Raw genomic sequence first — 25,370 nt, forward strand, 5'->3', positions numbered from 1 at the left:
TGGGCAATATGAAAAAATTCGCGATTACTGTATTGACAATTTTGTTTATTATCAATTGTTATGCCCGTACAGGGAACAACAGTGGATACCCTATTACACCAGTACCATTTACATCGGTAAAAGTGACTGACGATTTTTGGGGTAAACGCTTACAGGCTAGTCGTGAAGTAACAATTCCTTTGGCTTTCAGTAAGTGCGAAGAAACAGGTCGTTATCTTAATTTTCAGAATGCGGCAAACCCTAGTGCCCATTATAAAGTAGGAGGCTTGTCTTTTGATGATACGGATGTTTATAAAACTATTGAAGGTGCAAGTTTCTTATTGCAAACCTATCCTGATAAAAATCTCGAAAAATATATCGATAGTGTATTGACAATTGTTGCTGCAGCTCAGGAATCTGATGGTTATCTTTATACATCGAGAACAATGAATCCTGAACATCCGCATGAATGGGCAGGAAAAACTCGCTGGGAAAAAGTTGAAGACCTAAGTCATGAATTCTACAATCTGGGACATCTGATAGAGGGGGCAGTAGCTTATTATCAGGCAACAGGAAAACGAAATTTTCTCGATATTGCAATTAAATATGCAGATTGTGTAGAGCGTTCAATTGGATCCAAGCCAGAACAAGTAGAACGTGTACCCGGACATCAAATTGCAGAAATGGCTTTAGCAAAATTGTATTTGGTTACAGGTAATAAGAAATATCTGGATTTAGCTAAATATTTTCTGGATAAACGAGGTTATACCTCACGTAAAGATACATATTCGCAGGCACATAAACCAATACTAGAACAAGACGAAGCTGTAGGACATGCTGTTCGGGCAGGTTATATGTATTCGGGTATTGCTGATGTAGCAGCATTAACCGGCGATACGGCTTATATTAATACTATTGGTCGTATATGGGAGAATGTGGTAGATAAAAAGCTTTATATAACAGGAGGAATTGGTGCACGTCATCAGGGCGAAGCCTTCGGGAATAACTATGAGTTGCCCAATTTGACGGCATATAATGAAACTTGTGCTGCAATTTCGAATGTATATTGGAATCACAGAATGTTCCTTTTGCATGGCGATTCTAAATATTATGATGTTCTTGAAAGAACTTTATATAATGCTGTAATCTCAGGTGTATCAATAGACGGAGGGACTTTCTTCTATCCCAATCCGTTAGAATCAGATGGGAAATATAAATTCAATCAAGGTTCATGTTCTCGTCAGGCTTGGTTTGGTTGTGCATGTTGCCCTTCAAACCTTAGTCGATTTATTCCGTCTATCCCCGGCTATGTATATGCAGTTCATGATAAAGATTTATATGTAAATCTTTTTATGAGTAATACATCTGAAATAGAAGTCGGAGGTAAAAAAGTTAAACTTTCCCAAACGACCTCATATCCATGGGAAGGAAATATAAAACTAGAAGTTTCGCCCAAAAGCAAACAGCTATTTTCATTAAATATACGGATTCCCGGATGGGTACAAGGTAGGGTATTGCCAAGTGATTTATACACATATGCAAAAAATAAAGATTTGCCGTATGTTATAAAAGTAAATGGAATACCTGTTGAAAGCACTTTATATAAAGGATATTGTTGCATTTCGCGTACGTGGAAAAAGGGCGATATTGTTGAAATAGAATTCGAAATGAAGTCACGTTTGGTTAAACCAAATGAAAAGATTGTGGAAAATCGTGGAAAAGTTGCTGTAGAGCGTGGCCCTATAGTATATTGTGCAGAATGGGCTGACAATGATTTTAATATTTTTAGTGCATTGCTTAATGAGCAGTCGGTATTTACAGTTGAGAAATCTTCAGATTTATCTGGCATAAACAAGATTCAAACTGAAGTTCAGGTGTTAGACTATGATTCGCAAGGAGGTTTACAGATAAAAAAAGAAAAATTATCAATGATTCCTTATTATGCATGGAATCACCGAGGCATAGGAAAAATGATGGTTTGGTTACCACAAGATGTCTCTGCAGTACGAATAAATGATTAATAAATAATAATTTAATTAAACTCATTAAATATAAATAGTTATGGAATATTTCAAAGATTTAGAAGTTTGGTTCGTAACAGGAGCACAACTATTATACGGTGGCGATGCCGTTGTTGCAGTAGATTCACATTCGAATGAAATGGTTAAAGGCTTGAACGACTCAGGAAAGCTTCCTATTAAAGTTGTTTATAAAGGTACAGCTAATTCATCGGCTGAGATATCGGCAATTATGCGCGAAGCTAATGGCGATACAAAATGTGTGGGAATGATTACTTGGATGCATACATTTTCGCCTGCAAAAATGTGGATACATGGTTTAATGGATTATAAAAAGCCATTACTTCACTTTCATACTCAATATAATAAAGAAATTCCATGGAGCGAAATCGATATGGATTTCATGAACCTGAATCAATCAGCTCATGGCGACCGTGAATTCGGACATATAACAAGCCGTTTGCGTAAGCCTCGCAAAGTTGTAGTTGGTTATTGGAAAGATGAAGATACTCAAGGTAAAATAGCATCTTGGATGCGTGTTTGTGCAGGATGGGCAGATTCACAAGATATGCTTATTATTCGTTTTGGCGATAATATGAATAATGTTGCTGTAACAGATGGAGATAAGGTAGAAGCTGAAATCCGTTTAGGATATCATGTCGATAATGCTCCTATTGCAACATTGGTACCTTATGTTAATGCTGTAACAGATGCTGAAATTGATGCTTTGGTTGCCGAATATGAAAAAATATATGATTTTGCAGACGATTGTAAAAAAGGTGCCGAAAAGCATCAGTTTGTTCGCGACGCCGCAGCTCAGGAGATAGGGCTTCGTCGTTTCCTTCAAGATAAGGGAGCTAAAGGTTTTACTACCAGCTTTAACGAATTGGAAGGCATGAAACAATTGATGGGATTTGCTTCTCAACGTTTGATGGCTGAAGGTTACGGTTTTGGAGCTGAAGGAGACTGGAAATCAGCTGCTCTTGTTCGTACAATGTGGGTTATGGGACAAGGTTTACCTGGAGGACAATCGTTCCTTGAAGATTATACATTGAACTTTGACGGAGAAAACAGCACTATTCTTCAATCGCATATGTTAGAAATTAATCCTGACATAACAGGATCAAAACCTCGTATCGAAGTACACTTTTTAGGAATTGGTGATGCAAGCACATGCGCTCGTCTTGTATTCCAAGCACATAAGGGCGAAGGTGTTGCTGCAACAATTGTAGATATGGGTAACCGTTTCCGTATGATTGTGAATGAAGTTGAAGTAAGAGAGCCTAAACCACTTCCAAAGCTTCCTGTAGCATGTGCATTATGGAAACCTATGCCAAACTTCGAAATCGGAGCAGGAGCATGGATTCTTGCCGGAGGAACTCATCACTCAAGTTTCTCTTATTCAGTTACAACAGAAATGCTGGAAGATTATGCCGAAATTGCGGATATCGAAATGTTGATTATCGACAAAGACACAACAATTCGTCAATTCCGTCAAGACTTACGTAACAACGAAGTGTACTATATGTTAAATAAAGCTTTAAGATAAATAATCTCAAACAGGAATATCGGGAATATGAGCAGATAAATCATATTCCCAATATTTGTGTTTAAATTAACGGAAAGTAAATACCAATGAAATATACTATTGGATTGGATTACGGTTCAGACTCATGTAGGGCCGTGATAATAGAAGTAGAAACTGGAAAAGAAATTGCTTCTTCAGTAAAGTACTACAAGCGTTGGATGAATGGCAAGTATTGTATTCCATTAAAAAATCAATACCGTCAACATCCCCTCGATTATGTAGAAGCTCTTGAAGAATCGGTAAAGGAGGCCTTAAGTAAATCACCTCAAGGTGTTGCTGAAAATGTTATAGGTATGTCTTTTGATACAACAGGTAGTACTCCTGTTCTAATCAATAAAGACGGATTACCATTGGCTTTAATGCCTGAGTTTGCCGAAAACCCAAATGCTATGTTCGTTTTGTGGAAAGACCACACTGCTATTGAAGAGGCTGCACGTATTAATAAACTAGCTTCGACATGGGATGTTGATTATACTGCTTACGAAGGAGGTATTTATTCCAGCGAGTGGGTTTGGGCCAAAATGGCACATGTGTTGAAAGAAGACGAATCTATCCGTAAAGATGCATACAGTTGGGTAGAACATTGCGATTGGATGCCGGCTCTTATTACAGGAGTAACAAAACCTGAGGAAATTGTGCGTAGCCGTTGTGCAGCCGGGCATAAAGCTATGTGGTTGAAAGAATGGGGTGGATTGCCATCCGAAGAATTCTTGGAAGCAATAGATCCTCTTTTAAAAGGATTCAGAGCAAGATTATTTGAAGAAACTTACACCAGCGATGTGAAAGTAGGTAATCTTACACCTGAATGGGCTAAACGTTTAGGTTTAACAACCAATGTAGCTGTAGGGGTAGGAGCGTTCGATTGCCATATGGGTGCTGTTGGTGCCGAAATTGTTCCGAAAGCATTTGTTCGTGTAATCGGCACATCGACTTGTGATATCATGGTTGTTCCTTACAAAGAAATGGAGCATAAACTTATACCGGGTATCTGTGGACAAGTAGACGGTTCTGTTATTCCCGGAATGGTAGGTTTGGAAGCCGGACAATCCGGATTCGGAGATATTTATGCTTGGTTTAAATCGGTTCTAGCTTGGCCAATTCAAAATATTATTGGCGAATCGTTACTACTTGATAGCGAAACCAAAGAAAAATTGATAGAGGAAACTCTTGATAAAATTATACCTGTTCTTTCGAAAGAAGCGATGGAAATACCAGTCTCCGAAAGTTCTGTTTTGGCTATTGACTGGATGAATGGTCGTCGTACGCCTGATGCAAACCAGCTAGTGAAAGGAACAATTACCGGATTAAATTTGGGTAGTTCAGCTCCTCTTATATTCAAAGCATTAGTCGAAGCTACAGCATTTGGTTCGAAAGCTATTGTTGATCGTTTCATAGAAAATGGTATCGAAATAGATACTGTGATAGGTATAGGCGGAATTTCGTTAAAATCGCCGTTTGTAATGCAAACCTTAGCCGATGTATTGGGTATGCCTATAAAAGTAGCTAAATCGGAACAAGCGTGTGCCTTTGGTGCAGCTATGTTTGCAGCTGTTGCAGCTGGCGTATATCCAAATGTTGAAGCAGCCCAAAAAGTGATGGGACAAGGCTTTGCCTTCGAATACACACCAAACAAAGAAAATCATAAAACATATATGGCTTTATATGATAGATATGTGACGCTTGGAAAGTTTACTGAAAACAAATTATTTTCTTAAATCTATAAAAAATGAATTGGAATTCACATGAATTTATTTGGCTCGACTGGGTGATTATTGCAGTCGGGATATTAGCTGTGACATGGGCTGTTTGGCGTTCGGTACAAAAAGACAAACGTTTACAACAAGGAGCCAGCAGTGAAGATTACCTGTTTGGTAAAGGTGAACCATGGTATATTATCGGTGCGGCTATCTTTGCTGCAAATATTGGTTCGGAACACCTTGTAGGTCTTGCCGGAACAGGAGCAAAAGCAGGTGTGGGTATGGCACACTGGGAAATGCAAGGTTGGATGATACTTATTCTAGGATGGTTATTTGTTCCTTTCTACCAGCTTATGAACAATAAGATGGGAAAGATCATTACAATGCCCGACTTTCTAAAAACACGTTACACACCAGCTACAGGTTCGTGGCTGTCAATTATCACTCTTATAGCATATGTACTGACAAAAGTGAGCGTTACGGCGTTTACCGGAGGTATCTTTATGCAGAGTCTTCTTGGTTTGCCATTCTGGTACGGTGCAATAGGTCTGATAGTTTTAACTGGTGTCTTTACCGTTCTTGGAGGAATGAAAGGTGTGATGACACTGTCGGCTATCCAAACACCTATATTAATCATTGGTTCATTCCTTGTGCTTTTCTTAGGATTGTCGGCACTTGGAGGCGGCAGTATTGCTGAAGGTTGGACTGCAATGATGGAATATTCTAAAACGCTGAATGTAGGAGAAGATGGTGTTGCATATGGAACAAACCATATGTTCCATTTTAATACCGGTGACCCATTATACGACGATTATCCTGGCTTTTGGGTATTTATCGGAGCATCAATCATCGGTTTCTGGTATTGGTGTACCGACCAGCACATTGTTCAACGTGTGCTTGGACAACGTAAAGGAGAATCAAATGAAGTGGTAATGAAACGCGCTCGCAGAGGTACTATTGCTGCCGGTTATTTTAAATTACTTCCTGTATTTATGTTCCTTATACCGGGTATGGTAGCTGCAGCATTGGCTGCACGTCCCGATAGTGGTTTTACATTAGATGATCCAGATACTGCCTTTGGGTCGATGGTGAAATTTGTATTGCCTGCGGGCGTGAAAGGTATTGTTACCATCGGATTTATATCGGCATTGGTTGCTTCTTTAGCGGCATTCTTTAATTCTTGTGCTACATTGTTTACAGAAGACTTCTACAAGCCTAAGTTCAAAAACAAAAGTGAAGCTAACTATGTGTTAGTAGGTCGTATTGCAACTGTTGTTGTTGTTGTACTTGGTATTATCTGGATACCTGTGATGATGAGCCTTGGTAGTTTATACGATTATCTGCAAGGTATTCAATCGCTTCTTGCACCTGCAATGGTTGCAGTATTTGCGCTTGGTATATTCTCTAAAAAGATTACGCCTAAGGCAGGAGAAGTTGGAATGATAGTGGGCTTTATTCTTGGTATGGTACGTTTGTTAACTAATATCTTTACAAATACAGGTAAAGATGTTATGACAGGCTGGTATTGGGAGTATACATCATGGTTCTGGCAAACTAACTGGCTTATCTTCGAGATATGGCTACTTGTCTTCATCATGTTATTGATGGTTGTAGTATCATTCTTTACACCAAAACCAACAGCTCAACAAATAGAAGCTATTACTTTCACAAGTGATTATAAGAAACAAATTAAGAATAGCTGGAGCAAGTGGGATGTTATAGCATCGCTTGGTGTTGTTGTTCTTTGTGCTTTGTTCTATTGGTATTTTTGGTAATAGATAATATTCCTTTTTAAAATTGTATTGTTATTAGATTTAATACCCGTTATGTACTCATTTAAGAGTTTCATAACGGGTATTTTTCAACAAAGTATTTTAAGAAAATTCTTTGTAAATATTCTTATTGAGCTTTAGCCCTTGCTTTAGCTTCAAATTCAGATAGGTTTTCTGCTAATTTACCAGCAATATCTCCAGCAGTTTCGTTTACTTTCTTTTTACTTTTTCTTACTTCTTGCCTGACAACAACCCCGGCGCGCATAGATTTACCTTTTACAGTTTTATAGCCTTGCTCTAATTTTGCTTTCGCTTTCTCTGCTGCATTTTCTAAATCTTCGTAAATCTCGTCCCTAGTTTCTTTGTCTGCTAATTTTATTGCTGCAAATGTACCTAGTGCACCAACAGCTAATCCTAATAAAAAACGACTCATATCTTTTCTTTTTTAAAGGTTAAACATTCATACTATTACTTATTTAGAACGAAGCAAATCGATTAAATGTTTTCACTAAAATAGTAAAAAAATATAAGAATACCGTTAATTTAAGAAAATATCAGCATTCTTACATTCAGTTACTCAATATTTTACTAGAGATCATTATTCCCAGCGTTTTGTATATTTGTTCTGGGAGATACATCTGTTCGTCTTTTTTCTGTAAAATCGGCGGGTAAATAGATATCCATAACCTCATTAGGAGTAAACAGATCATCTAAATTTGTAATAACAGTATTAACCTTTGCAGATTGGTGCTCTACTTTCTCTTTTTCTGATAATTCATTCTTTATCTGCTCAACATATTCAGCCGGAATAAAAATGTCTAATTCTTCTTCAGGAGTCAGAATTTCCATGTTTTTAATTTCAGCTGCAAAATTAGTTTGTGGCGAAACTGCCAGTTCCATTTTCTTTTGTTCTAAATATGTTTGAGGAATATATACATATAAATTATCATCATCAATTGATGTTTTATTAAACGGATTTTCGAAAAAAGTAATATAAGATATCAACAACAGTACTGCAGCTGCCGATGCATAAGGAATAAAATATCGTTTCTTCTGACCATAACTACGCATTGCTACTTGTTTTTGCAGTTGAGCAATATTAGTTAAATGATCACCTTTTATTAAATCATAACCATCAATGGCTTCAGACAAAAAAGGATCGCTCATCGCTTCTATTTCTATGCGACGGGCTTCTTTTCCTTTTCTTAATCCTTTTATATAATCTAACAAGCTCATTTTCCTAAGTTATTTTCAATACATATTTTCAGGTTTCTTTTACCGTTCTGTATATAGCTTTTTACCGATTTTAAAGAATATCCTGTAAACTCAACTATATCGGCATACGACATGTCTTCAAAAAAGAATTTTTTTACCGATATTTTCTGAGGTTCAGGAAGTTTCTCTAAACATTTGTTCAACACAATTTCACGCTCTTCGCTTTCCTCGTTTTCATCTAATAGAGTCAAAATAGGATCAGATTCCATAAGTTGAGAATCATAATACAGCGGTATTTCACGTTTATTTTCTTTAAGAAGATGATAACAATGGTTTTTAACAACACTATATAACCATGTTTTAAATACTTTTATTTCGTAATTAGCTATCTTGGATAATAAATTTTCAAATATTTCCATAACCGCATCTTGTGCTTTATCTGTATCCTGCAGATATTTTAAACACAAACCATATACTAAGGGAATATATTTATTATACAGTTGCCCAAAATATTCAGACTTACCACTTTTCTTAAAAAGGGCAAGTAGTTCATCATCAGTTAATTCTGTTTTATTTGATTTAAAAAATTTCAAACCTTTAATATCTGTTGTTTTGTTATAGTTGTGATATTTGTTATATATAACATATTTAAAAAAGCTCAAAATATAACTAATGTGCAAAACTACATTGAAATCGGAAAACAAAGTACAAAAAATATAATTAATTTTATGGAATTGATTAAAATATCGAATCTACATAGTAAAAACTGGAGTTTAAATATTTAAAAGAAGTAATATTATGAAAGGAAAATTGGCATTATTAATGGGCGTTTTCATTGTTATATCTTTTTTCTTGTACCAATATAAGGGAGACAAACGACTTGGTAGTAAGAATGATAAAACGCTGAATGTAACAGGAATTGTTGTTGACGAAAGTAACGATATGCCTGTATCTAGAGCAACAATTGAAATTCAGGACGAAAAAGTAAAAGTTTTGACCAACGAGTATGGAGAATTTAAAATACCAGCCCGAAGAGGACAAAAGTTATATGTATCGCACCCGTACTACAAAAGAAGGGTTGTTGAAGTTACAGGGATACAATTAGACATAAAACTAATAGAGAAAAAAGAATCAAATTAATTTTTGTTCTTGCAATATATAATAATAGCTAGTCCTTATATGTGAAAAGTGACTAGCTATTATTTTGTTTATAAAAGGATTGGATTCCTATTTAACCGGAATGTTTTTAAGAAACTCTAGTAAAAATGCCCACCATGCTGAAACCGATGGAATATTTACCTTTTCAGCCGGAGAATGTGCTTCTTTTATTGTAGGTCCACACGAAATCATATCTAAATTAGGATATTTCTCAAGAAATAGTCCACACTCAAGTCCTGCGTGTATTGCTTTAACTTCGGGTTGTTTATTATATAATTTTTTGTAGCATTCTATAGCAATACCAAGTATTTTTGACTCAGCATTAGGTTTCCATCCGGGATAACCCTCGCCATGAACAACTTTAGCTCCTGCTAATGTAAATACGGCATTAACCATATTTGCCGCATCTATTTTACGCGATTCGCTTGAGCTCCTTTGGCTTGTACTAATAACAATGGTATTACCTTCCTTCATCTTTATTGAAGCCAGATTGGTAGATGTTTCAACCAAACCGGGGATATCGTGGCTCATAGATAATACACCATGAGGGCAAGCATAAATAGCGTTAAGAAGGTTTTCTGACGTTTTTTGATCGATAATAAATGAAGGCTTTTCTGTCGACTCAATAGTCAATTTTACATTTGGATCTACTTTTTTTAGTTCGTCTTCAATCTGCGGTATCAGGTAGTTTAATTCAACAGCAACAAATTCTTTGTCTGCATAAGGTACTCCGGCTATAGTATAGGCCTCACGGGCAATTGCATTATGTAAATTACCCCCATCTATTTCAGCAATAACCAGTTTGTATTTTTTCGAAATAGTCCATAAATAGCGGTTCAATATCTTGTTTGCATTACCAAGACCGATATGTATATCGCTTCCTGAATGACCACCATTTAAGCCTCCTACTTTTATCTTAAACCAGAAATAGTTTGAAGGAATATCTTCTTTCTTATAACTAAAAGTTGCAACAGTACCTTTTCCTCCGGCACATCCTATATAGAATTCACCTTCTTCCTCTGTATCCAGATTAATAAGATAATTACCTGTGAGAAAATCTTTCTCAAGAGCAAAAGCTCCGGTTAATCCGGTCTCTTCGTCTATTGTAAATAAACACTCTAGTTTTCCATGCTCAATATCATTAGATGCCAATATTGCTAATTGCGCTGCTACTCCAACACCGTTATCTGCACCAAGGGTTGTTTCATTAGCTCTAACCCATTCTCCATCTATTATAGTTTCAATAGGGTCTTTGTCAAAATCATGTATTGTTCCTGTATTTTTTTCGCAAACCATATCAACGTGTGACTGAAGAATTACAGTTGCCAAATTAGTGTTAGTAGCTTCTTTAGTTATTAATACATTTCCTATCTTATCTTTTTTTGCATTTAACCCATGTTTTTTTGCAAAGTCTATTAAGTAAGCTGTTATTCTTTCTTCTTTTTTCGAAGGATGCGGAATTTGGCATATTTCGTAAAAATAATTCCAAACTAGAGCCGGGTTTAGATCTTTTATTGTCATATAATCACAATTTATCTTTTATTATTAATAATTATTTATCTTACTAAACATTTTGAAAAGTACTTTAGTAAGTTAAAAATACATATATATAGGGGCTAGGCAAATTTTTTTCACATCTTTTAAATATACTAGTATGTTTTTGTTTTAACATAAAGAATATCTTTGCTCCGTCCAAAAATTGAGTATACATTATAAATATGAAAATGCGAGCTTATAATTAGAGCACACATTTTTGTAGCTTGTTAGAAAATATAAATTATTCTTAATATAATATGAAAAATATTTCTTATGTAGTAAATGGCGTACTTGCTGTCGCTATAATCATTTTGTTTATTTTGCATTTTAGTTCTAAAGGAAATAATCAAACCGATCCGGCGTCTTTAAAATTCGAAAATGATACTACGGTTACATTGCCTATAGCTTATGTAAACGTAGACTCGTTGCTTATAAAGTATAATTATGCAAAGGATATTAATGACCTTTTAATGAGTAAGTCAGAAAGTTCCAAAGCATCGTTAACGCAGAAACAAAAAAGAGTAAATTCGGAACAGCAGGAGTTTCAAAGAAAATATCAGAATAATGCTTTTTTAACTCAGGAAAGAGCAGAGCAAGAATATGAGCGTATACAAAAACTGGCTTTAGATTTAGAGCAAACAGCTTCTCGTCTTGATAATGAGTTGGCTATGGAGCAAATGAAATACAATGGACAGTTGGCCGATTCGGTTCGTATTTGTATTAAAGAATACAACAAAACAACAAATTATCATATAGTTTTTAGTAACACAGGTTTAGATAATATACTTTTGGCTGACGAAAAATATGATATAACAAATAACATTCTATCTTTATTGAATAGTCGTTATAAATCCGAGAAAAAATAAAAAAAACATTTATATAAAATCAGAGGCTATCCCAAATTTGGATAGCCTTTGATTTTTTGTGTCTAAATAGATTTTCAAGTTTATGCAGATGGGCCTCAATAAACTCAAAATTGTGTATCTTTGATCGAATTTTATAAAATTATAGATGAAAGAGTATATAAAGAAGTTTTTGGCAGAGAAAGGGTATAATAAACTTGACTTGAAGGCTGTGTTATTTGATATGGATGGAGTTTTGTATGATTCGATGAAAGCTCATGCTAAATCGTGGCAACAAACCATGGAAGAGAATAATTTGGCTTCAACTCCCGAAGAATTTTTTCTGCACGAAGGCAGGGTAGGTAGCAATACTATTGATTTGATTATAAGACGAGAGCTAGGGCGTCCTGCTACGGAAGAAGAAAAAGTAGAAATATATAAGCGAAAATCACAGCTATTTACTCAGTATAATAATGGAGAAATAATTCCTTGTGCTGACAAAGTTTTAGATAAAGTAAAAGAAAAAGGTCTATTGCCGGTATTAGTAACCGGATCGGGGCAAAAATCGTTATTAGATAATCTTGAGGAAAACTTTCCGGGAATTTTTAAGGCCGATCAGATGGTAACAGCATACGATGTGACTAAAGGAAAACCCGATCCCGAACCTTATTTGATGGGGTTGCAGAAAGGTGGTGATTTAAAACCTGACCAGGCAATTGTTGTAGAAAATGCACCTATGGGTGTTCAGGCGGCTGTTGCAGCCGGAGTTTTTACAATTGCAGTAAACACAGGTCCTATTCCCGATGAAGCATTATGGGATGCAGGTGCTAATATAGTATTGCCGTCGATGGAATTTTTATTTTTAAATTTAGATAATATATTTGCAGAACTAGGAGCCTGATATAAAAAACCATGCAATGAAAAAAGTTTCATTTGTATGGTTTCTTTGTCTATATATTATTCGTTTCACGCTAGCGTTTCAGATACACAATTAATAGGTTTGAGGGGTTAGGTTATAATAGCCGGAACAAAATAAAAGGTAAGATTTTCTTAAACTTTTCTTATAAAATATGGAACTCTACATTTATTGACGATTCGGGTTTCGACGAAAAAATAAAAGAAAATAAGTTTCGTTTTATTGGAACTATAAATCTGACCATAGTGTACTTAGCCTAAACGAAAAAACGGCATAAATTTATCATGTGCACATAAGAATAGTGCCAAAAAGTCTTTCAGATAGCGAGGTTTTAGTAAATTTGCAAGACTATTGTTAATAATGTTACAATCAGAATAATGGATACATCTGCAATAAGTCCATATATATATTTTAATAGGGAAGAGTGGGCCGCTTTACGTGATTCGGAACCCCTGACCTTAACCGAAAGCGAAATAAAGGAACTAAAGGGTATAAACGATGAACTTTCGATTGAAGAAGTAAGAGACATTTATTTGCCCTTATCGCGTTTATTGTACTTTTATGCAAGTGCTACTATTGGCAGACAAACACTATTAATGAAATTCTTGAATAAAGAACATCAAAAAATTCCATTTGTTATAGGTGTTGCCGGTAGTGTCTCGGTTGGAAAAAGTACTACATCGCGTGTATTGCAAGCTCTATTGAGTAGGTGGAAAGAAGATACAAAGGTTGCTTTGGTAACAACAGATGGTTTTTTGTATCCAAATGCTTATCTCGAAGAGAAAGGGCTTATGCTAAAGAAAGGGTTTCCTGAGTCGTACGATATACAACGTCTTATAAAGTTTGTGACCGATTTAAAATCGGGCGAAAAAGAAGTGCTGGCGCCCAAATACTCGCATCAGGTATATGATATTGTTCCCGATGAGTATGAGGTTATTAACCAACCCGATATTCTGATACTTGAAGGTTTGAATGTTTTACAAAGCGGCATGGACTACCCGCGTAATAAACCAAGGGTCTTTGTTTCCGATTACTTGAATTTTTCGATCTATGTAGATGCCGAAGAGAATATGCTGGAAAAATGGTATGTATCCCGATTCATGAAATTCAGGAAATATGCATTCGCCGATCCTTCGTCATATTTTCATCATTTTACAAATATGCCCGACGATGATGCCGAGAAAATGGCAAAAAGTGTTTGGCGCGAAATAAATTGTAAAAATTTGCGTAAAAATATTTTACCTACACGCGAAAGGGCTAGCTTGGTGTTACATAAGGGAGCCAATCATGCGGTAGATAAAGTAAGATTGAGAAAGTAAATCTCACTCGTATTTGAATAAAATAATCGTTCAAAATATATTTTGCTATGTTTTTATTGATGACTATTCTTTTTGTTTTAGGTTATATATGCATAGCATTAGAACACGTTATTCATATTAATAAGTCGGGAACAGCTTTAGCACTAGGTGCAACTATGTGGGTGTGTGTTGCATTGAGCATACCTTCCGAAATGTTTGTTTTCACTGAGTTTGAAAACTACTTGGCAAGTCATCCCGATAGTACTTTCATATCGTGGCTTACACATCATCCATTATTAAACCATTTAGGGGAAACTGCTGAGATACTATTTTTTCTGATGGGGGCTATGACTATTGTCGAGCTCATAGATTCGCATCGAGGCTTTTCTATAATAACAGATCGTATACAGACCACAAAAAAGAGAACTTTACTGTGGATTATATGTATACTAAGCTTTTTTATGTCGGCAGCATTGGACAATATGACAACAACTATTGTAATGGTTACTTTAATCCGAAAATTAATAGCCGATCGGGGAGATAAATGGTTGTTTGTCGGGATGGTTATTGTTGCTGCAAATGCTGGCGGTGCATGGTCTCCGATAGGAGATGTAACAACAATTATGCTTTGGGTAGCAGGTAAAGTTAGCAGTCTCAATATAATAAAAATGACATTCTTAGCGAGCCTTGTTTCGTTAATAGTTCCTCTTGTTATCTTATCCTTTATGCTTAAAGGAAATATACAGAGACCCGGTATTCAAGATAAAATATATAGAAGTCCTATTCCTGAATGGCAAAGCAGGTTAGTACTATTTGTTGGCGTTGGAGCTTTGTTATTTGTTCCGGTTTTTAAAACAATAACGCATTTACCCCCTTATTTGGGTATGTTAGGAGGGCTTGGGATTCTTTGGGTATTGACCGATTTTATGCATAAGAAAAACGAAGAAAGAAGAAACTATAATACAGTTGCTGCAATGTTGCAGAAAATTGATACTTCGAGTATACTATTCTTTCTAGGTATATTAATGGCCGTTGCGGGGTTACAAACATATGGGCATCTAAACATGTTGTCTATGTCGTTAGAATCGATAAACTTGCCGGAACCAGACAAGTATTACCTGATAACCATTGTTATAGGGGTTTTGTCAGCGATAGTTGATAATGTGCCACTAGTTGCAGGTGCAATGGGAATGTATAACTTTCCCGTAGATCATTATTTCTGGGAATTTTTGGCTTATACAGCAGGAACAGGAGGCAGTATACTTATAATAGGATCGGCTGCCGGAGTTGCTGCGATGGGTATGGAGAGGATAGATTTTATTTGGTATGTTAAACGTATATCGTGGCTTGCATTTGTTGGCTATATTGCCGGATGCGGAGTGTTTATATTACAAAAAATGATTTTTTGTTAGCTTCAGGTATAATAAAGAGTGTGGATTTATATATCTAAAACTTCAAACTCAATAATTTCACCATAACTTGCCAGATTATCGAAAGCTTCTTCAAAAGGGACTAATCCGAAATAAACTTTTGCACAAGCAATAATACCTCCATGTGTAAATGCGATAACTTTGTTGTATTCTTTTTTCTTAATTTCGTCCATAAACGATGAAAATCTATTATACATTTGCTTGAACGATTCTCCGTTTTTAGTTGGAGTGTCTATCCAGTTGTTGTACCAATGTTCAGCCTCTTTAATATTATCCCACTCTTGCATTTCCCAGTCTCCAAAATTTAATTCTTTCAGACGATCGAACATTCTGGCTCCTTCATAACCACAATACGCGGCTAAGCGGGTACATCGACTTAATGGGCTTGTACAAGCAATATCAAACTTTTCGTCTTTTATTTTTTGCCTGACTATCTCGGCTTCATTTTCAAAGCTGTCTTTTAGCGGAACATCTGTTTGTCCATAACATACCGATTTAGGAACATCGACAGATGTGTGTCTGACAAGATAAAGTTTCATAGGCAACTGTTTTGTATTACTAGAATCCCCAAATAAAAAGCTATTTCGCACATCAGAAAAGTTGCACCGCAACAATCGCCGGTATAGCCTTCTATTTTCTTTTTCATCAAATATACCAATAAAAAGAAAACAGTCAAAGGAAAAACAATTGCAACCCAATAACAATTGTTAAGAAGAGAAATAGGCAATATGCCTAATATTACCGAAAATAGCAATGTCCCTAGCGAGGGTTTACTGTAAATTGTTTTTGCTTTGCTGGTTTCTTCAGTTCTGGCATATGGTAAAAATCGTATTATTTGTGAAGCTACTAATTTACACAAGGGGTCGCCTGCGAGGATGGCTATACAGGCTAGATGGAGACTCATATTTGATAATATGCAGAAGAACAAAACGAAATAAGAGATAAGACTGATAACTCCGTAAGTACCAATGTGGGAGTCTTTCATTATTTCGAGGATACGTTCTTTTTTATTTCCACCTCCGAATCCGTCAAAAAAGTCAGCGAGCCCGTCTTCATGCAATGCTCCGGTAACTAAAATACGACTTAATATAGCAATAATAACAGCTACAGGATAAGGCAGTATTTGTGCAGCACTAAATAAAACACCAGCCATAACGGGAGCTGTAAGCCACCCTGCTACAACCCAATAATTAACTACTTGCTTATAATATTCGGCTGGCACATTAAATATTTTCAATCGCCAAAAGGGTAGGCGGGTAAAAAATACAAGGGCTGCTGCTATATTTTTCATATCCGAGGGTTAGAAATATTTAGTAACTTCTATTTCTTTAAACGAGTGCATCTCGTTTATCATTCTTATTGCTGAATCTAATATTGGATAAGCGCATAGAGCACCGGTGCCTTCTCCTAATCTGAAACCTAAATTCAGAATAGGTTTTGCATTAAGATATTGCAAAACAAGTTTATGTCCTGCTTCGTCTCCTTGATGTCCGTAAATAGCATAATGCAGAACATTAGGGTTTAATTTTGAAGCAGCTAAAAGGCAATTTGTCATAATAAAACCATCAATGAGTATTAACATTTTCAATTCGGCAGCTTTAAGCATTGCTCCTACAGTCATAACCATTTCGTATCCACCAAAATAACGAATAATATCTTCGGGCGAGTTGTCTCCTTTATAGTTATCTAATGATTGTTTCAAAACTTTATATTTATACTCCAATGTTTTTCCCGTATGGTCGCATCCTGCTCCAACACATTTGTCGAGGGGTATGCCTGTGAGGCAGGTCATCCATAATGCCGAAGAGGAAGTATTGGTTATTCCCATTTCGCCGAATCCTATAACATTACAACCATTATCGAAACATGTTTGTGTACATTCTGCTCCGTATTGTATTGCAAGAAGCATTTCTTCGTTGGTCATAGCTGCTTCGTGCAGATAATTACGGGTACTTTTTCTTATTTTTTTGTTAATGATTGGTATGTTAGCATCGAAATCGTGATTAACACCGGCATCAACAATATGGAGGTTAATATTGTGCTGACGGGCTAAGAAATTAATACCTGCACCACCATCCAAAAAATTCATTATCATCTGATAAGTAACCTCTTGAGGAGACGGGCTTACTCCTTCGGCTGCAATTCCGTGGTCGCCGGCAAAGACAATATGATGTGGATTTTTTAATTTGGGACTTAACGATTGTTGAACCCATCCGGCTTGCATTGCAAGGTATTCCAACATGCTAAGCGAGCCTTTGGGCTTGGTTAGGTTATCTATCTTTTCTTGGAGGTATGAACGTACGTCGTCGTTTGGTTTTTCGATATTAAACTGTATCATCTTATATTGTTTAAAGTGTTATTTTATTTTTACAGGAATCCCTGATACCATAAGGTATACTTCGTTTGCTTTGGCGACAATGTATTGGTTTAGCCAACCTTGTAGATCGGCAAATTTGCGTTGTATTTCATTTTGAGACATTTCGCCCATTCCTATTTCATTGGTTACGAATATGAAGTGTGCATTTTGCTCAGTAAATTTATCGAACTCAAGTTTTATATCGGCTAAAGCTTTGCTTACATCAGACTGATAATCGAAAAAAAAGTTTGTAGCCCAAAGAGTTACACAATCAATAAGAATAGTTTTTCCTGTAAGGTTATGTTTACTCAGTTCTTTTTCTTCTTCAATATTTATCCATTCATTGCCTCTGTCAGTCTTATGCTTTTCGATCCGTAAACGATGTTCTTCATCCCATACCCGGGAAGTTGCTAAGTAAACAGGATTAGCAGAATGTTTTAAGGCTAAACTTTGGGCATAGTTGCTCTTGCCCGAACGTTGTCCGCCTGTTATCAGTATTATTTTATCAGCCATTGTACTATTAATGTAATAATGATTATTGAAAATACTGTTAGAGCCTCTACCTTTCTGTTTATTGCAATAGATTTTTGCATGTCGGTATATGTAAGCTCTCTGTTATTGTTACCAATATAGGGCTTTTCAACTATTTGTCCGAAATAATTATTGGGGCCACCAAACCGACAATTTAATATTCCTGCCAGTGCTGCTTCGGGATATCCGGAGTTCGGGCTGGCATGCTGTGTGCCATATTTTCGGACAAAACTTAATAATGATGTTTTTCTGCTAACAAGAATCATAAAAAAAGCAGTAAGGCGAGCCGGTATATAGTTGACTAAATCGTCAGATTTTGCTGCAAACCAACCGAATTGTTTGTAACGCTCATTTTTATATCCGATCATCGAATCAAGCGTATTTACCATTTTGTATGTAAGTATTCCCGGAATACCTAACAGTGCATACCAAAAAAGAGGAGCAATAATTCCGTCACACAAATTTTCAGACAGCGTTTCGAGTGCGGCAGTTCTAATTTGTTGGTCTGATAGTTGTGAAGTGTCTCGTCCCACTATTCGGGCAACTTGTTGTCTGCCATCTTCTGTCGATTTATCAACAGCGATAAATACTTGTTTAACTTCGGTTATAAGGGTTTTACCGGCAATGCAGTAAAAGATTATTATACCTGAAAATACAATGTATATATATTTATTGAATATAATTAATTCTTTACAAACAATGTATGTTAGAACAAATATGCCCGTTATTAAAAGTAAAGAGAAAAACGAGCCTTTCATTTTTTTGCGTTGTTCTTTATTTAATGTCTTTTCTCCTAAAGAAATGAGTTTACCAAAGCCAACAATAGGATGGGGGAGCCATCTTGGATCGCCAATAACCATATCAATAATCCAACCAAGAAGTAATGGAATTATAATCAAGAGAGCTGCATCCATTGTTCTATAGCTTTTATAAGGAGGTTGTTTTCTTCTTTCGATTGAGTAGCAATCCGAAAGAACGAATCATCCAAACCCCTGAAGTTAGCAGCATCTCGTATAAGTATGCCGTGTTTTTTTATCAAATACTTTTTTAGTTCCGATGCTTTTCTGTTTATCAGTTCACACAAGAAAAAGTGTGTATTGGTAGGTAACACAATAAGACCATCAAGGTTACTTAGCTCAGTCATTAAGCGATTGGTTTCGGTAAGGTAAGCCTTTAGGTCAAAACCTGTTTTTTCTTCTTTTAATAAATACTTACCAGCTTCGATTGCCAGTTGATTAACTGACCATGGCATTCTAATTTTACTGATTGATTCTGTAAGTGCATAAAATGCCGTAATATAACCTAATCGCAAACCGGGTATGGCATAACTCTTAGTCATTGAATGTAATAGTATAACATTTTTGTGTTTTAAGCCTTCGGTAGCCGAAAAGGTGTATTGCTTATCAGTAAACGATTCGTATGACTGATCGATAATGAAATAAATATCAGGGTGTTTAGTTATATACTTATCCAAATATTGTTTGTGGTATACACTTCCGCTCGGATTGTTGGGATTGCATAGCCAGATTAGTTCGGTATCTTTATTTACTTGAGATAGTGAAGCTACAAATGAAAGCTTATGCCCGTTTATTTGGCAAGCATCTTCGTATTCGCTAAATGTTGGGGTTATTATTGTCGATTTTTTTCCTTTAAATACTTGCGCTATCAGGTAAATAGCTTCGGTTGCACCATTGGTTACACAAATATTATTTGCAGATATGTTATGATGTTTTGCCAATAGTTTTGCCAGAGAGTCAGCTTCGGGTTCAGGATAAGAGCGTATGTTTTTGATATGTGTGCAAAGGTGTTGCTGTAGACCGGAAAGATCGAATTGTGCGTAAACATTAGAACTAAAGTTACTTACTATTTCAGCTTCTAATCCATATATGTCGTCACCGTGTCCGTTTAGCATAATATATTATACCTTTTCGTTCATTATTTTGTAAACCAAATCCATATCTGTATGTTTTCTGACATGGTTAGCCAATTTATTATACTGCTCTTCCTTAAATGCTTTGAGATCGAAAGATTTACTCGTTGATTTGTCGGCATAGGGTTTTAATAAATATTCTATAACTTCGCTATTGTCGAGAATCCCATGTATATATGTGCCGAAGCACCTTGAATCGACAAAATAGCCATCCGTTGAGTTATCCGATAAAATATTTACAGGCGCCCCTTTAGCATTATTGAGTAGTGTAGTGGTTCCCATGTGTATTTCGTAACCTTCACAAACCTTTTCCGATTCAAGAAATGAGAATTTCACTTGCCGTGTAACTTTCTCTCCTTGCATTTTTGTTGATACAGGTAGTAGCCCTAATCCGGGCAAACGTTCTATATTACCTTCTACACCTAATGGATCGCAAACTTCTTGTCCCATAATCTGAAATCCGCCACATATTCCCATAACTGTTGCTCCCGATTTATAAGCTTTAGTAATGCTTTGGGCTACTCCGTTTCGCCGTAAATCATACAGGTCGGACAATGTGCTTTTGCTACCCGGAATCAGTATTATATCTGCTTTTTCTATTTCGTCGGTATTGTTTGTATAGTAAAGATGTACACGGGGGTCACGTTCCAATATATTGAAATCGGTGAAGTTGGACATTCGTTTGAGTAATACAACAGCTATATTTACTTTCCCTTGTGTAGCCTGAATATTCTTTGTCTGGAGCATTACAGAATCTTCTTCCTCTATATAAATATCTTTATAATAAGGTACAACTCCTATAACGGGTATTCCACATAGGTCTTCCAACATTTTTATTCCGGGTTCGAACAGCCGTATATCTCCTCTGAATTTATTAATCAAGATGCCTTTTACGTGCTTCCGTTCTTCTTCAGTCAGTAGCATAACCGAACCATAAACCGATGCAAAAACTCCACCACGATCTATATCGGCTACAATAATAACATTGGCTCCGGCATGAATAGCCATTGGCATATTTACCAGATCGAGTTTACGCAGGTTTATCTCGGAAACGCTGCCGGCTCCTTCCATGACAATTGGGTTGAATCGTTTTTCAAGCCTGTCGAAGGCCGAATTTACTTCTGTTCGGAGTTCGTCACGACCTTCTTCCCTGAAATATTCAAAAGCACTTTGGTTATTCATTGGTTTACCGTTAAGAACAACCTGACATATTTTATCGGTAGTGGGTTTCAACAGTAAAGGGTTCATGTCGGTATGGCAATCAATACCTGCAGCTTCTGCCTGAACAGCCTGAGCCCGCCCGATTTCGAGCCCCTCAGGTGTCGCATAAGAATTGAGAGCCATGTTCTGCGCCTTGAATGGTGCAGGGCAAAAACCATCTTGCAGAAAAATACGACAGAAAGCAGCCGAAATAATACTTTTTCCGACATCGCTTCCTGTTCCGACAAACATAATAGGACGAAGTCTTTTCATATAAGAATGTTACAGCCTTATTCTCGAAGGCATAATGAAACACATATCGGATTTGCAGGTCTTCTGACTTTCCCCATCTTTGGATTCCCTTCCCATTCTTACAAAAGAACAGTGGTTTGGAGCATTATCCAAAGACTCTTATTTAAATGGAGATTACAGCAGCGAGTCTGTTCAGGATTTTCACCTGATTCCCTTTTCATCCACACATCTAAATTGAAGATGCTTGCGGAACAAAGCCGGACACAAAGATAGTTATTTTGATCGGGTGTTAAAGTAAAGGTTTAAAAAACTTTTTCACCGTTGATTACTACATTTTTCAACGTAAAATCTTTTATGTAATCTTTATTTATTTTACCATTATTCGATTGTATATTCAAATTCTCAAATGTAAATCCAGACAATTTATATTGATCCGATTTTTTTACTCTGAATAATGTGCTACAATTAAAATCGATGTTGCGCATTGTTATGTTACTACCATAAGAGATTTTTATATCCTTTTCGCCTTGAAGATCGAAGAACTGAGTCCATGGGTTTATATCGATAAAATATGTTGCACTGCCTTTCAAGTTTTCAAGTAAAATATATTCGTAGTTTTGAGGAGTGTCGGGACGCATTTTTAGCCAGAATAAACGTTGCGCTTTATTTACACTACAACGTCTTAGAATAATATTGCGGTTGTGAATAGCTTCGCTACCACAGGTTAATGCGCTGTGGCAAAAGCCGAACGTGCAATCTTCTATTATAATATTATAATTGCCTCCGTTATTTTCGTCTTTATCTGCAAACGGACCTTTTCCTCCTTTTAAGGCTATAGCATCGTCATTTACCGACATATAGCAGTTCTTTATCAGTATATTCTTGCAGGCATCAATGTCTACTGCATCGGTACTTGGTGCTTTTACAGGGCTGGCTGGCGAATGTATATACAGATTTAATAATTTAAGATTTTCGCATTTGTATAAGTGAGTAGTCCAGAAGGGGGAATTAATTAATTTAACACCTGATAATTGTACGTTTTTGCTATTAGAAATATATACAAGACGAGGACGAAGTTCGTCCATGTTTGTGCATTTGGGATTTACTTGTCGGCGCACCCAAAATGATTTCCAGTAACGCAAACCATTGCCATTTATGGTACCCTTGCCCGATATAGTAAATCCGTCTACGCTATCGGCATTCACTAATGCGGCAAAATACTTCAGTGTCTGCCCTTCCATACGGGTAGTAAGCACAGTGAAATTTGTAATTTCATCACTACCTTTTAGAGTGGCGCCTTCCTCAAGATGTAAATGGGTTTTAGGTTTAAAAAATAACGAACCGCTCAGAAATGTACCTTTAGGTATGATAATTACGCCACCTCCTTCATTTTGGGCTTTATCTATAACAGCTTGTATCTTTTCGGTTTGTATTATGCAACTGTCATTAATTACATTATAATCGGTAATGTAAAAAGTTTTGCCAAGTGTTTTTATATCGGTTTCTTTGTATTGATTATACCAATCGGGAATTTTAGTTCCGTCAGGGAATAAATCTTGTCCTTGTGCGTTAAAACCTAATATAATTGCAACCAGTAGTAAAGCAGGCTTGAGCGCGTTTTTCAATATCATAATCAAAAGGTTAGTTCGTTGTTAAACTACAAATGTATCAATATTATCTATAAATAAAGATAAATGTTTCTGAATTTGTATTAAATGTTAAATCAATTTATATATAAGACAAAAGTTATTACGTGTCTGATTCTATTAATATAATATTTATAATTGTCTGTTTTAATTGCCGTTTTATTAACTTTGTTTCCTGAAGTTATTTTGTATTATAGCATAATGATATGGGAGATAAAGAAGAATATCAAAACAAAAAGTTTTCGACAAGAATTATATCGAACAGTTTTAGTAAAAAAGATGTACATGGTGCTATTAACATGCCTGTTTATCGTAATGCTGCATTCGAATTTTTTTCGTCGGAAGAGATCGCAAATGCTTTTCAGAATAAGATTGCAGCGCATACATATACCCGTATATCGAATCCCACAGTAGAAAATTTCGAGAATAAAATAAAAGAGGCCTCAGGTGCCGATATGGTAATGGCTATGTCGTCGGGGATGGCTGCGATATCCAATACCTTCTTTACTTTAGCTTATGCCGGTTGCAATATTGTAACCTCTCCTCATTTATTCGGGAATACATTTTCGCTGTTTAAGTTTACACTTGCCGATTTTGGAGTTGAAACACGTTTTGTAGATACAAATAACTTATCGGAGATAGAAGCCGCAATTGACGAAAATACTTGTGCATTCTTTTGTGAACTTGTTACTAATCCTCATCTTGAGGTAGCTGATCTGCCGGAAATATCAAAGATACTGAAAAAGAAGCATATACCGATGGTGATAGACACAACTGTAATCCCTTGGTGTGGTTTCAATGCCAGAGAAGCAGGCGTTGATATTGAAGTTGTTTCTACAACAAAATATATTTCGGGGGGCGCAACAAGTGTTGGCGGTGCTATTCTTGACTACGGAACTTTCGATTGGTCGAACAATAAACGATTGACAAAAGTAAAACCGACAAGCGATATGTCGGCTTTTGCATTTAAGCTTCGTCGTGAAATTGCACGTAATATTGGAGCACAAATGGATCCGGATACGGCTTCAATGCAATCGTTAGGTTTGGAAACCTTAGAGTTAAGGTTTAATAAAATGTCGGCTTCGGCATTCGAACTGTCTCGGTTTTTGTCAGAGCAAAGCAATGTAGTGAAAGTAGGTTATCCGGGAATCAGCTCATCTCCTTATTATGATTTAGTAAAAAAACTATTTAGAGGTAATCCCGGAGCTATGCTTACTCTGAATCTCGAATCGAAAGAAGCATGTTTCGATTTTATGAATAAATTGCAGATTATCCGTAGAGCTACAAACTTATTTGATAATAAATCGTTAATAATACACCCTGAGTCGACTATATATGGAACATTCAGTGCGGAACTGAAAAAGGCAATGGATATTGATGAAACACTATTGCGTTTATCGGTAGGTTTGGAAGATGTGAACGATTTGAAATCGGATATTATCAGAGCATTAGATATTTTATAGATATGTTGTTATACGATCATTTAATACAAATAATAATAACCGCTGTGGTATTAATAGCCACACCTGTTTCCAGACTCGTTACGGCGAAAATAATAAGAAGATATGCTTCTATAACAAAAAAAGCTGATTCGAGGACCAAACATATTGTTAAGGTGTTTTCCATCTTGATTAATATAGCGGCTTTGCTTATTGTTATTATTGTCTGGGGCGTAGATCCCCGCAATTTGCTAGTAGCAATATCATCGATATTTGCTGTTATTGGAGTGGCGTTTTTTGCACAATGGTCGTTATTGAGTAATGTGACAGCGGGTATATTAATTTACTTTTCGACACCATTCCGTATAGGTGATTTTATACGTATACACGACAAAGAATTTCCTATTGATGCTGAGGTTGTCGATATTTTGGCTTTTCACACCCATCTTAAAACAAGCGAAGGAGAAATTGTTATAATACCAAATTCATTATTGCTTCAAAGAGGTATATCTGTTATTAATCCGAATGAGGAATGAATTAAGCTAAAAAAATATCGTTATATTTGTG

Annotated in this window: 23 protein-coding genes and 1 riboswitch; of the genes, 11 read left to right on the forward strand and 12 right to left on the reverse strand. The window is 36.1% G+C overall.

Annotated features, from left to right (window positions below; all coding sequences use genetic code 11):
* Nucleotides 1-8 precede the first annotated feature (8 nt).
* The 4 genes from D0T53_RS02520 (at nt 9) to D0T53_RS02535 (ending at nt 7,057) form a co-directional block, all read left to right on the forward strand.
* On the forward strand, nt 9-2,000 hold the full coding sequence (locus tag D0T53_RS02520) for a glycoside hydrolase family 127 protein (RefSeq protein WP_163264754.1): 1,992 nt from the start codon (nt 9-11) through the stop codon (nt 1,998-2,000).
* A gap of 40 nt (nt 2,001-2,040) precedes the next feature.
* Complete coding sequence (gene araA / locus D0T53_RS02525) at nt 2,041-3,546, forward strand: L-arabinose isomerase (protein WP_163264756.1); 1,506 nt, start codon at nt 2,041-2,043, stop codon at nt 3,544-3,546.
* A gap of 86 nt (nt 3,547-3,632) precedes the next feature.
* A complete protein-coding gene (locus tag D0T53_RS02530; RefSeq protein ID WP_163264758.1) occupies nt 3,633-5,300 on the forward strand; it encodes a ribulokinase in 1,668 nt (555 codons plus the stop codon).
* A gap of 11 nt (nt 5,301-5,311) precedes the next feature.
* The gene (locus D0T53_RS02535) at nt 5,312-7,057 is read left to right on the forward strand and encodes a sodium:solute symporter (protein WP_163264759.1); all 1,746 of its coding nucleotides are present in this window, start codon (nt 5,312-5,314) and stop codon (nt 7,055-7,057) included.
* A gap of 124 nt (nt 7,058-7,181) precedes the next feature.
* Here D0T53_RS02535 and D0T53_RS02540 read toward each other — a convergent pair whose 3' ends face one another.
* The 3 genes from D0T53_RS02540 to D0T53_RS02550 all read right to left on the reverse strand — a co-directional run bounded on the left by D0T53_RS02540 (nt 7,182) and on the right by D0T53_RS02550 (nt 8,862).
* Nucleotides 7,182-7,487 carry a hypothetical protein gene (locus D0T53_RS02540; RefSeq protein ID WP_163264761.1) on the reverse strand — a complete coding sequence of 102 codons (306 nt, stop codon included), beginning with the start codon at nt 7,485-7,487 and terminating at the stop codon, nt 7,182-7,184.
* Nucleotides 7,488-7,642: 155 nt separating this feature from the next.
* Entirely contained in the window at nt 7,643-8,290 is a 648-nt protein-coding gene (locus D0T53_RS02545; protein WP_163264763.1) for a hypothetical protein, read from the reverse strand.
* Nucleotides 8,287-8,862: an RNA polymerase sigma factor gene (locus D0T53_RS02550; RefSeq protein WP_163264765.1), complete on the reverse strand. Its 576-nt coding sequence runs from the start codon at nt 8,860-8,862 to the stop codon at nt 8,287-8,289. Before D0T53_RS02550 ends, D0T53_RS02545 begins: the two co-directional genes overlap by 4 nt.
* A gap of 205 nt (nt 8,863-9,067) precedes the next feature.
* Here D0T53_RS02550 and D0T53_RS02555 point away from each other — a divergent pair, with 205 nt between their 5' ends.
* Nucleotides 9,068-9,409, forward strand: coding sequence for a carboxypeptidase-like regulatory domain-containing protein (locus D0T53_RS02555; protein ID WP_163264767.1), 342 nt, complete (start codon nt 9,068-9,070; stop codon nt 9,407-9,409).
* Between the two features lie 87 nt (nt 9,410-9,496).
* Here D0T53_RS02555 and D0T53_RS02560 read toward each other — a convergent pair whose 3' ends face one another.
* Entirely contained in the window at nt 9,497-10,948 is a 1,452-nt protein-coding gene (locus D0T53_RS02560; RefSeq protein ID WP_163264769.1) for an aminoacyl-histidine dipeptidase, read from the reverse strand.
* Between the two features lie 272 nt (nt 10,949-11,220).
* Here D0T53_RS02560 and D0T53_RS02565 point away from each other — a divergent pair, with 272 nt between their 5' ends.
* From D0T53_RS02565 to nhaD, 4 genes are all read left to right on the forward strand, one after another.
* The gene (locus tag D0T53_RS02565; RefSeq protein WP_163264771.1) at nt 11,221-11,829 is read left to right on the forward strand and encodes an OmpH family outer membrane protein; all 609 of its coding nucleotides are present in this window, start codon (nt 11,221-11,223) and stop codon (nt 11,827-11,829) included.
* A 145-nt stretch (nt 11,830-11,974) separates the two neighbouring features.
* Entirely contained in the window at nt 11,975-12,706 is a 732-nt protein-coding gene (locus D0T53_RS02570) for an HAD family phosphatase (protein WP_163264773.1), read from the forward strand.
* A 392-nt stretch (nt 12,707-13,098) separates the two neighbouring features.
* Nucleotides 13,099-14,040: a type I pantothenate kinase gene (gene coaA / locus D0T53_RS02575; protein ID WP_163264775.1), complete on the forward strand. Its 942-nt coding sequence runs from the start codon at nt 13,099-13,101 to the stop codon at nt 14,038-14,040.
* 47 nt (nt 14,041-14,087) lie between these two features.
* Nucleotides 14,088-15,431, forward strand: coding sequence for a sodium:proton antiporter NhaD (nhaD, locus tag D0T53_RS02580; protein WP_163264777.1), 1,344 nt, complete (start codon nt 14,088-14,090; stop codon nt 15,429-15,431).
* A gap of 26 nt (nt 15,432-15,457) precedes the next feature.
* Here the strand turns inward: nhaD and cobC are convergent, their stop codons facing one another.
* The 8 genes from cobC to D0T53_RS02620 all read right to left on the reverse strand — a co-directional run bounded on the left by cobC (nt 15,458) and on the right by D0T53_RS02620 (nt 23,349).
* A complete protein-coding gene (cobC, locus tag D0T53_RS02585) occupies nt 15,458-15,988 on the reverse strand; it encodes an alpha-ribazole phosphatase (RefSeq protein WP_163264779.1) in 531 nt (176 codons plus the stop codon).
* Nucleotides 15,985-16,740 (reverse strand): adenosylcobinamide-GDP ribazoletransferase, encoded by a 756-nt coding sequence (cobS, locus tag D0T53_RS02590; RefSeq protein ID WP_163264781.1) that lies wholly within the window; start codon nt 16,738-16,740, stop codon nt 15,985-15,987. The genes cobC and cobS overlap by 4 nt, the downstream gene beginning before the upstream one ends.
* Before the next feature lie 9 nt (nt 16,741-16,749).
* On the reverse strand, nt 16,750-17,787 hold the full coding sequence (gene cobT / locus D0T53_RS02595) for a nicotinate-nucleotide--dimethylbenzimidazole phosphoribosyltransferase (RefSeq protein ID WP_163264783.1): 1,038 nt from the start codon (nt 17,785-17,787) through the stop codon (nt 16,750-16,752).
* Between the two features lie 18 nt (nt 17,788-17,805).
* Nucleotides 17,806-18,318 carry a bifunctional adenosylcobinamide kinase/adenosylcobinamide-phosphate guanylyltransferase gene (locus D0T53_RS02600; RefSeq protein ID WP_163264785.1) on the reverse strand — a complete coding sequence of 171 codons (513 nt, stop codon included), beginning with the start codon at nt 18,316-18,318 and terminating at the stop codon, nt 17,806-17,808.
* Nucleotides 18,303-19,250: an adenosylcobinamide-phosphate synthase CbiB gene (gene cbiB / locus D0T53_RS02605; RefSeq protein ID WP_163264787.1), complete on the reverse strand. Its 948-nt coding sequence runs from the start codon at nt 19,248-19,250 to the stop codon at nt 18,303-18,305. Before cbiB ends, D0T53_RS02600 begins: the two co-directional genes overlap by 16 nt.
* The gene (locus D0T53_RS02610) at nt 19,232-20,248 is read right to left on the reverse strand and encodes a threonine-phosphate decarboxylase (RefSeq protein ID WP_163264789.1); all 1,017 of its coding nucleotides are present in this window, start codon (nt 20,246-20,248) and stop codon (nt 19,232-19,234) included. Before D0T53_RS02610 ends, cbiB begins: the two co-directional genes overlap by 19 nt.
* Nucleotides 20,249-20,254: 6 nt before the next feature.
* Nucleotides 20,255-21,739 carry a cobyric acid synthase gene (locus D0T53_RS02615; protein ID WP_163264791.1) on the reverse strand — a complete coding sequence of 495 codons (1,485 nt, stop codon included), beginning with the start codon at nt 21,737-21,739 and terminating at the stop codon, nt 20,255-20,257.
* A gap of 35 nt (nt 21,740-21,774) precedes the next feature.
* Nucleotides 21,775-21,990, reverse strand: a riboswitch (cobalamin riboswitch).
* 30 nt (nt 21,991-22,020) lie between these two features.
* Entirely contained in the window at nt 22,021-23,349 is a 1,329-nt protein-coding gene (locus tag D0T53_RS02620) for a glycoside hydrolase family 28 protein (protein WP_163264793.1), read from the reverse strand.
* A 221-nt stretch (nt 23,350-23,570) separates the two neighbouring features.
* Between D0T53_RS02620 and D0T53_RS02625 the strand changes: the two genes are divergently transcribed.
* Nucleotides 23,571-24,827: a PLP-dependent transferase gene (locus tag D0T53_RS02625; protein ID WP_163264795.1), complete on the forward strand. Its 1,257-nt coding sequence runs from the start codon at nt 23,571-23,573 to the stop codon at nt 24,825-24,827.
* Between the two features lie 2 nt (nt 24,828-24,829).
* Nucleotides 24,830-25,339: a mechanosensitive ion channel family protein gene (locus D0T53_RS02630; protein ID WP_185152964.1), complete on the forward strand. Its 510-nt coding sequence runs from the start codon at nt 24,830-24,832 to the stop codon at nt 25,337-25,339.
* The last annotated feature ends 31 nt before the right edge of the window (nt 25,340-25,370 follow it).

The organism is Dysgonomonas sp. 216, assembly GCF_010501065.1.
Taxonomy (GTDB): domain Bacteria; phylum Bacteroidota; class Bacteroidia; order Bacteroidales; family Dysgonomonadaceae; genus QVMM01.

What these genes read in the sequence shown, in the direction of transcription:
- D0T53_RS02520 (WP_163264754.1), top strand. Translation starts at nt 9, where the DNA reads ATGAAAAAATTCGCGATTACTGTATTGACAATTTTGTTTATTATCAAT.
- araA (WP_163264756.1), top strand. Translation starts at nt 2,041, where the DNA reads ATGGAATATTTCAAAGATTTAGAAGTTTGGTTCGTAACAGGAGCACAA.
- D0T53_RS02530 (WP_163264758.1), top strand. Translation starts at nt 3,633, where the DNA reads ATGAAATATACTATTGGATTGGATTACGGTTCAGACTCATGTAGGGCC.
- D0T53_RS02535 (WP_163264759.1), top strand. Translation starts at nt 5,312, where the DNA reads ATGAATTGGAATTCACATGAATTTATTTGGCTCGACTGGGTGATTATT.
- D0T53_RS02540 (WP_163264761.1), bottom strand. Translation starts at nt 7,487, where the DNA reads ATGAGTCGTTTTTTATTAGGATTAGCTGTTGGTGCACTAGGTACATTT.
- D0T53_RS02545 (WP_163264763.1), bottom strand. Translation starts at nt 8,290, where the DNA reads ATGAGCTTGTTAGATTATATAAAAGGATTAAGAAAAGGAAAAGAAGCC.
- D0T53_RS02555 (WP_163264767.1), top strand. Translation starts at nt 9,068, where the DNA reads ATGAAAGGAAAATTGGCATTATTAATGGGCGTTTTCATTGTTATATCT.
- D0T53_RS02560 (WP_163264769.1), bottom strand. Translation starts at nt 10,948, where the DNA reads ATGACAATAAAAGATCTAAACCCGGCTCTAGTTTGGAATTATTTTTAC.
- D0T53_RS02565 (WP_163264771.1), top strand. Translation starts at nt 11,221, where the DNA reads ATGAAAAATATTTCTTATGTAGTAAATGGCGTACTTGCTGTCGCTATA.
- D0T53_RS02570 (WP_163264773.1), top strand. Translation starts at nt 11,975, where the DNA reads ATGAAAGAGTATATAAAGAAGTTTTTGGCAGAGAAAGGGTATAATAAA.
- coaA (WP_163264775.1), top strand. Translation starts at nt 13,099, where the DNA reads ATGGATACATCTGCAATAAGTCCATATATATATTTTAATAGGGAAGAG.
- nhaD (WP_163264777.1), top strand. Translation starts at nt 14,088, where the DNA reads ATGTTTTTATTGATGACTATTCTTTTTGTTTTAGGTTATATATGCATA.
- cobC (WP_163264779.1), bottom strand. Translation starts at nt 15,988, where the DNA reads ATGAAACTTTATCTTGTCAGACACACATCTGTCGATGTTCCTAAATCG.
- cobS (WP_163264781.1), bottom strand. Translation starts at nt 16,740, where the DNA reads ATGAAAAATATAGCAGCAGCCCTTGTATTTTTTACCCGCCTACCCTTT.
- cobT (WP_163264783.1), bottom strand. Translation starts at nt 17,787, where the DNA reads ATGATACAGTTTAATATCGAAAAACCAAACGACGACGTACGTTCATAC.
- D0T53_RS02600 (WP_163264785.1), bottom strand. Translation starts at nt 18,318, where the DNA reads ATGGCTGATAAAATAATACTGATAACAGGCGGACAACGTTCGGGCAAG.
- cbiB (WP_163264787.1), bottom strand. Translation starts at nt 19,250, where the DNA reads ATGGATGCAGCTCTCTTGATTATAATTCCATTACTTCTTGGTTGGATT.
- D0T53_RS02610 (WP_163264789.1), bottom strand. Translation starts at nt 20,248, where the DNA reads ATGCTAAACGGACACGGTGACGACATATATGGATTAGAAGCTGAAATA.
- D0T53_RS02615 (WP_163264791.1), bottom strand. Translation starts at nt 21,739, where the DNA reads ATGAAAAGACTTCGTCCTATTATGTTTGTCGGAACAGGAAGCGATGTC.
- D0T53_RS02620 (WP_163264793.1), bottom strand. Translation starts at nt 23,349, where the DNA reads ATGATATTGAAAAACGCGCTCAAGCCTGCTTTACTACTGGTTGCAATT.
- D0T53_RS02625 (WP_163264795.1), top strand. Translation starts at nt 23,571, where the DNA reads ATGGGAGATAAAGAAGAATATCAAAACAAAAAGTTTTCGACAAGAATT.
- D0T53_RS02630 (WP_185152964.1), top strand. Translation starts at nt 24,830, where the DNA reads ATGTTGTTATACGATCATTTAATACAAATAATAATAACCGCTGTGGTA.